Source organism: bacterium, from assembly GCA_016873475.1.
In the GTDB taxonomy this organism is placed as follows: Bacteria; Krumholzibacteriota; Krumholzibacteriia; order JACNKJ01; family JACNKJ01; genus VGXI01.
This window is the reverse complement of record VGXI01000172.1, coordinates 1-7035: the sequence shown is the minus strand read 5'-3', so window position 1 is coordinate 7035 and position 7035 is coordinate 1. Positions and strand designations below refer to the sequence as shown.

Below are 7035 nucleotides of genomic sequence, written 5' to 3'. Positions count from 1 at the left end.
CGGTGTCGTGGACATAGATCACCGGGTAGTTGTCGGCGCTGGTCGTGAAATGGAGCGGCAGCGCGGTGGGGGAGACGATCGTCGTCAGTCCCTCGCCGGCGCCCTCGAGGGAGATCGCCTTGGCGATCTCGAGCTGCTCCTCGTAGCTGCCGGCGGCGACGCTGATCGTGGCGCCGGGAGTCGCCAGGTCGATCGCCGCCTGGATCGAGTCGTTCGTGCCCAGGGGCATCGGGCTCGTGCCGGGCCCCGCGTTCCACCAGGGGCTGAAGTCGACCTTGCTGGGATCGCCCACCTGGTCACTCGGGTCCGTGTCGCCCCACCAGTTGCGCTCCGCGTTCTGCGCCGCCGGCGTGTTGGCGTACATGCCGAAGCTGAGGTTGTCCAGGAGCCGGTTGTTGTTGACCGTCGTGGTGATGCTCGCGCCGCCGTAGTCGTAGGCGACCAGGCCGTAGTCCCAGTGCGAAACCAGGCTGTTGCTCACCGTCAGGCTGACCGTGCCGTAGCCGAAGGCGGCGACGCCCCAGGTGTCGGGGCCATCCACGCCGACGAGGCTGCTGCCGTTGACGGAGAAGCTGACCGTGCCGCGGCGCTGGTAGCTCAGGTTCTCGGTCAGGATCTGCGCCGGCAGGGGGAGCTTGCCACTGCCCGGCGCCGGCAGCGTGCCGGTCTCGTAGACGTAGAGGCCGTCGTAGGTCGGGTCGACGACGCTGCCGCCGTTGAAGCTGCCACTGGAGTCCTGCATGTAGAGGCTGACCATGCAGGCGTCGGCCGTGCAGCCCGTGAGCGCGAAGCTGTCCGCCTGGTAGCCTAGGAAGCCCGAGGCCGCCCAGTTGGCCGGCGTGTAGTGCAGATCGGCGACCGTGCAGTTCGTCGCCGTGACGACCGCGCCGTAGCCGGCCTGGATGCCGTTCTGCGCGGTCACGCTCGTCGGACCCTGGCCGTAGACGGCGACCGTGTCGAGGGTGGCCGTGAGCGGATCGCCCGCGAGCACGATGCCCGTCTTCTGGAAGCCGTTCACCGTGACGCGGGTCAGGCTCACCGCATGGGGCAGGAGGTCGTCGGCGTAGGCGTAGACGCCGACGCCGTGCTGCGCGCCGCTGAAGGGCGTGTCCATGACGCCGTTCACGTCCACATCGGTCAGGGCGCCGCCGGCATTGTAGAACCCGACGCCCTGGAAGCGATAGTTGGCGTTGCCGCGACCGAGACCGTCGACGGTGCAGTTGCTCAGCTGGAATCCGCCACAGCCGTCGACGAAGACGATCGGGTAGTTCGGCTCGCTCGTCGTGTAGGAGAGGGCGAGGCTGGCCGGCGAGTCGATGAAGGTCTGCCCGATCCCCGCGCCGACGATCGACAGGTTGTTCGTGGTGACGTGGAGCTGCTCTTCGTAGTGCCCCGCCGCCACGATGATGAGATCCCCGGCGGCCGCGCCGTTGATGGCGGCCTGGATCGTAGCGAAGTCGCCGGGCACATTCCAGGTTGCGGCCTGGACGCTGCCGGCGAGGAGGAGCAGAAGCGGCAGCAGGACGCGAAGGCACCGCTTGGTGCTGGACATGTCGACCCCCCGGTCATCGAAACCCGAGTCCGTCGCGCACGGGGGAACTCTCCTCCGCGCGCAAGAACGAGCGAGGACGAGTATAGCGGTTCGCGAATCCTGCTACAATGCACCTACGGCAAGAGAATCCATACCTGTAACCACGCTGTTACAGGCAAGCATCTAATTCCGGCATTGAATCCACTTCGAGCTGGAATTGCGCCGAGGCTGGGCTGCACGATCCGGCGGTCGTGCCAAGGCCGGAGGCGCCTAGAAACCCGGCAGGTTCCCGAAGTCGAATCGGAAGCCGCGGGGGTGGAATTCGCCGGTGGCGCTGTCGAGGACGTAGTCGCCCTGCCAGCGCTCCTCGGCGATGAGCCGCAGCATGGCGAGCAGATGCTCGACCTCCCAGAGCCGGTTGTGCAGGCCGATGCTCGCGCGCACAGCGCCGGGCACGTCGCTGCGGTCCCCGGCGCGAATGGCGGCCTCGAAGGTCGCCTCCTGCTCGGGAGTCACGCTCAGCAGGTGCTTGATCAAGGGGTGGGCGCAGAAGCAGCCGTTGCGCACGCAGATGCCGCCCTCGTAGCTGAGGATGGCGGCCACCTCCGCGTGGTGGATGCCGGCCACCGTGAAGCTGACGACGCCCAGGCGGTCCTCGAGATCCTCGGGATCGGTCTTGCCGTAGACGGCCACGCGCGGGATCTCGCGGATGCCCGCGAGCATGCGCCGCGTCAGCGCCTGCTCGTGCGCGACGAGATTGTCCATGCCGAAGCGCTGCATGATCTGCAGGGCCTTGGCCATCGCCAGCATGCCGAAGATGTTCGGCGTGCCCGCCTCCTGCTTGTCCGGGGGATCGGCCCAGATCACGTGGTCGAGGCTCACCGAGTAGACCGTGCCGCCGCCCTGGAGATAGGGCGCCGCGGCTTGGAAGTGGCTGTAGTCGCCGATCACCGCGCCCTCGCCGTAGGGCGAGTTCAGCTTGTGCGCGCTGAAGACGAGGAAGTCGAGGTGCCCCGGGTCGCCCTCGGGCCGCATGTCGACGGCGCGGTGGGGCAGGAGCTGCGCGGCGTCGACGCAAACCTTGGCGCCGTAGGCGTGGGCGAGCGCGGCGATGGCGTGGATGGGCGTCACCGTGCCGACGACGTTGCTCGCCCCGGTCACCGAGACCAGCTTCACCGCGCCCGCGTGGGCCTTCAGGCGGCTCTCGAGGTAGTCGAGGTCGAGCTGACCCTCGCCGTCGGCGGGCAGGTACTCGACCTTCGCCTTGCCGCGCCAGGGCAGGTCGTTGCTGTGGTGCTCGAGGATGCTCGTGATCACCACGTCGCGCTCGCGGTCCAGGTCCATCGTCATTGCGAGCAGGTTGAGGCCCTCGGTCGTGTTGCGCACGGGGATCACGATCTGCTTGCCCGGCGCGCCGCCCACGAAGTCGAGGATGATCGCCCGCGCCTCCTCGTAGAGGTGCGTGCAGTAGATGGAGTCGAAGCCCGTCCCGCGGTGGATGTTGGAGTAGTAGGGCTCGATCGACTTGAGGAAGGCGCTCACCTCGGCGAAGGGCTTGGTGGAGGCGGCGTTGTCGAAGTAGATGCCGTCGACCAGGCGGCCGTCGAGCAGGGGCACGGGGTGCGTGGCGCCGATGATCTCGGGAATGCGCGCCTCGAGTTCGAGCTGCTGGCGGGTGGAATTCATGGGCAGGCCTTTGACCTCGGCGCTGGGGAGGAGTAGCCTGGGCGGGCAACGGCCGGATTCTAGCCAGGGAAATCCGGGATTGGAAGGGGAAAGCATGGAGCAACTCGCTCGGCGCATAAAAATTGCAGGGGGGGACGAGCCCGCCGACCTGCTGCTGCGCGGCGGCCGCGTGGTGAGCGTGCACACCGGCACTATAATGGAGTGCGAGGTTGCCCTGGCCGGCGGGGAAGTGGCTGCGCTGGGAACGGGTTACGCGGCGCACGCCACGGTCGAGCTCAACGGCGCCTTCCTCGCGCCGGCCTTCATCGATGCGCACATCCACATCGAGAGCAGCATGGCGACGCCGCGCGAGTTCGCGCGCGCCGTGGTGCCGCGCGGCACGGGCACGGTGGTGGCCGATCCGCACGAGATCGCCAACGTGCAAGGCGCAGCCGGCGTGCGCTGGATGCTGGAGGCCGCGCGCGCGCTGCCGCTCTCGATCGCGATCATGGCGCCGAGCTGCGTGCCGGCCACGCATCTCGAGACGGCGGGCGCGGCGCTCAGCCCCGAGGACATTGCCGCGCTGCTCGCCGAGCCCGGCGTGCTTGGCCTGGCCGAGATGATGAACTTCCCCGGCGTCATCCACCGCGATCCGGCCGTGCTCGCCAAGCTCGTCGCCGCGGGCGCGCGGCCGATCGACGGCCATGCGCCCGGGCTCGCCGGCCGTGAACTCGCGGCCTATGCCGCCGCCGGCATTCAGACCGACCACGAGTGCACGACGCTGGCCGAGGCCGAGGCCAAGCTCGCGCTCGGCCTGCGCGTGATGATCCGCGAGGGCTCGAGCGCGCGCAATCTCGCGGCGCTGGTGCGCGGCGTGACGCCGGCAAACGCGCGGCGCTGGCTGCTGTGCAGCGACGACCGCACGCCGGCGGATCTCTTGCACGAAGGCCATGTGGACCACCTGCTGCGCCGCTGCGTGGAGGAGGGACTCGATCCCCTGCTCGCCCTCCAGATGGCGACCCTGAATGCGGCCGAGCACTTCGGCCTCGCGGATCGCGGCGCGATCGCGCCCGGCCGGCGCGCCGACCTGGTGGTGCTCGAGGACCTCGTGAGCTTCAAGGTGCGGCAGGTCTACCGCGCGGGACGCCTGGTGGCCGAGGGCGGCGCGTTGCTCGAGGAGCCCGCGGCCAGTCCGCCGCCGGCGAGCGCGGGCCTGAATCTCGGCGCCCTCTCGGCGACGCCCTTCGCGATCCCCGACCGCGGCGCGGCGCGCGTGCGCGTGATCGTCGCCGCGGGCGATCAGCTCCTCACGGAGGAGGCGATCGAGACGCCGCGCCGCGAGGGCGGCTTCCTGGTGGCGGACCGCGCGCGCGACCTGCTCAAGCTGGCGGTCGTGGAGCGCCACCGCGGCACCGGCAACGTGGGGCTCGGCTTCATCCGCGGCTTCGGCCTCGCGCGCGGCGCGCTGGCGAGCACCGTCGCCCACGACTCGCACAACCTGATCATCCTCGGCGCCAGCGACCGCGCGATGGAGGTGGCCCTGGCCGCCATGCGCGAGCTGGGCGGCGGCAAGCTGGTCGCCGACGAGTCGGGCGTGCTGGCCGCGCTGCCGCTGCCGGTAGGCGGTCTCATGAGCGACGCGCCGATCGCCGAGACCGCCGCGGGGCTCGAGCGCCTGGCCGCCGCGGCGCGGGCGCTGGGCTGCGCGCTCCCGGAGCCCTTCATGACGCTGAGCTTCATGGCCCTGCCGGTGATCCCCAAGCTCAAGCTCACGGACAAAGGGCTGGTGGATGTGGAGGTCTTTGCAGTGTGCGAGTTGACTCCGGAGAGCCATTAGGCGGGCAAGAACCGTGCTCAGTTCTGGGACAGACCAACGAGGGGATCGGAGGCACCGAGATTGGGTGTAGTGCGGGCTGAACAACTGATCCGCAGCCCCGAGCGGCTCTCACCGCACGTGGTTCTGTTGGGAGCGGGAGCAAGCAAGGCCGCCTTCCCCAAAGGCGATGCTTACGGCCGGTGTGTTCCCGTAATGAACGAGGTGACGCACTGCATAGGCCTGGATGAACTCCTCTCGGCTGCGGGCATGGCTGCAGGATCCGTTGCTGGGTTCGAAGAGATCTACGAGCACATCAAGTCGAATCCCCGGCTCCTCACGCTGGCCGAAGAAGTCGAGCATCGTGTGCAAGGCTACTTCACCGCACTCGAGCTGCCAGCGCAGGCTACGATGTACGACAGGCTTCTGCTCTCACTGCGATCATGGGACGCAGTTCTTACCTTCAACTGGGACCCTTTCCTTTTTGACGCCCATCGAAGGAATCGAGGGTCAATTCCATTGCCAGGGATCTACTTCCTGCACGGGAATGTTAGAATTGGCACTTGCAGGACGGGGTGCACATGGGGAGCGAATGGCACGGTCTGTCCGAACTGTGGAGAGATCTATGCGAAGGTTCCTCTCGTGTACCCGATGAAGGAGAAGGAGTATTCCGACTCATACACCCGAGCCTCTTGGGAGCATGCCCAGAAGCTCTTCGCATCCGCCTTCCACCTGACGATCTTCGGCTACAGCGCTCCGCAGAGCGATCAGAAGGCCAGAGCGCTGCTGCACCGCGCATGGGCCTCGATCCGCAGTCGATCCTTCCAGCATGTGGACATTATCGACATAGAAGAAGATAGGTTGCTTAGGGGGCGGTGGAGCGATTTCGCGTCGGAGCAATACCTCCATCCAATGAAGGACTTCGCTGAGTCACGGATTGCGCGTTGGCCAAGGCGCACATGTGAGGCGATGAAGTACCCGATGCGGTACGGGAGGCCGGTTGAGGCCTTTCCCTTCCCGCATACTGAAGACCTTCAGGCGCTTCGCGAGATGGCTTATGAATTGGCCCGCTTTGAAAGTGGTGTCGATGCAGACTAGAGCACGCACAACCTAGGCAAGCGGGCCTACCACCCCGCCGCGCCCCCATCGTGCCGCGGATCCGCAGCCCCCTCGCGACGCCCATCCGGCAGGATGCGCACGCCGTGGGCGTCGCCCTGCAGCAGCGGCCACTCCGCGAGCGGCGCGATCGGCCAGCCGCGCGCGGCCAGCGAGTCGGCCACGGCCTGCCAGTCCCAACCAAAGGTCTCGATCTCCAGCGGTCGGTTGCGGCAGTGCAGGCGCGGCAGGTCGATCGCCTCCTGCAGCGGCAAGCCGAACTCGAGCACGCCGAGCAGCACGCCCGCCACGGTGCCGATGATCCGCGCCCCGCCGGGCGAGCCGAGCGCCAGCGCCGGCCGGCCCTTCGCGTCGTAGACGATCACGGGACACATGCTCGAGCGCGGGCGCTTGCCGCCCTGCCCGGCGGGCTGCTTGAGGCTGGTCTCGCGCATCATGCGGCCCTGCTGGACGTCGTTCGGCGCAGGCCTCTCGCCCGGCGCGGGCATCCAGTTGAAGTCCGTCAGCTCGTTGTTGAGGAAAAAGCCCCAGCCGGGCACGACCTCGGCCGAACCGAAGGTGGTCTCGATGGTGCTGGTGCAGGCGAGCAGGCTGCCGTCGGCGCCCACGATCGAGAAGTGCGTCGTGTGGCCGACCAGCTCGCCGGGCGCCGCGGGCACCGTGAGATCGGCCGCGGGATCGAAGGTCGCCGGCGCGCGCGCGGCGATCCACTCGGCACTGGCCAGGCTGTCCATCGGCAGGGCGAGGTTCCAGTCGGGGTCGCCGACCCAGGTGTCGCGGTCGGCGAAGGCCGTGCGCGAGGCGCGGGCGAGGCGGTCCAGGTGCGGGATCAGCACGGCGGGGTCGCGCAGGTCGCCCTCGAGGCGCGGCTGCGTGGCGTAAAGGCCGAGGATCTCGATCCGGGCGAGGC

At 68.6% G+C, this 7035-nt stretch carries 5 protein-coding genes; 2 read left to right on the top strand and 3 right to left on the bottom strand.

Annotated elements, in window-relative coordinates; genetic code table 11:
• Both FJ251_12190 and FJ251_12185 read right to left on the bottom strand, forming a co-directional pair.
• The coding region (locus tag FJ251_12190; protein MBM4118470.1) for a hypothetical protein at nt 1-1552 on the bottom strand (1552 nt) is incomplete at its 3' end.
• A 249-nt stretch (nt 1553-1801) separates the two neighbouring features.
• Nucleotides 1802-3334 carry an aminotransferase class V-fold PLP-dependent enzyme gene (locus tag FJ251_12185; GenBank protein ID MBM4118469.1) on the bottom strand — a complete coding sequence of 511 codons (1533 nt, stop codon included), beginning with the start codon at nt 3332-3334 and terminating at the stop codon, nt 1802-1804.
• Here FJ251_12185 and ade point away from each other — a divergent pair.
• Both ade and FJ251_12175 read left to right on the top strand, forming a co-directional pair.
• A complete protein-coding gene (ade, locus tag FJ251_12180) occupies nt 3312-5033 on the top strand; it encodes an adenine deaminase (protein ID MBM4118468.1) in 1722 nt (573 codons plus the stop codon). The two genes, FJ251_12185 and ade, sit on opposite strands and share 23 nt — an antisense overlap.
• Before the next feature lie 192 nt (nt 5034-5225).
• Nucleotides 5226-6107 carry a hypothetical protein gene (locus FJ251_12175; GenBank protein MBM4118467.1) on the top strand — a complete coding sequence of 294 codons (882 nt, stop codon included), beginning with the start codon at nt 5226-5228 and terminating at the stop codon, nt 6105-6107.
• A 26-nt stretch (nt 6108-6133) separates the two neighbouring features.
• Here the strand turns inward: FJ251_12175 and FJ251_12170 are convergent.
• The coding region (locus FJ251_12170; protein MBM4118466.1) for a hypothetical protein at nt 6134-7035 on the bottom strand (902 nt) is incomplete at its 5' end.

Bases quoted from the DNA above. Each gene is read 5' to 3' on its own strand.
- FJ251_12185 (MBM4118469.1), bottom strand. From the start codon at position 3,334: ATGCGCCGAGCGAGTTGCTCCATGCTTTCCCCTTCCAATCCCGGATTT.
- FJ251_12175 (MBM4118467.1), top strand. From the start codon at position 5,226: ATGAACGAGGTGACGCACTGCATAGGCCTGGATGAACTCCTCTCGGCT.
- ade (MBM4118468.1), top strand. From the start codon at position 3,312: ATGGAGCAACTCGCTCGGCGCATAAAAATTGCAGGGGGGGACGAGCCC.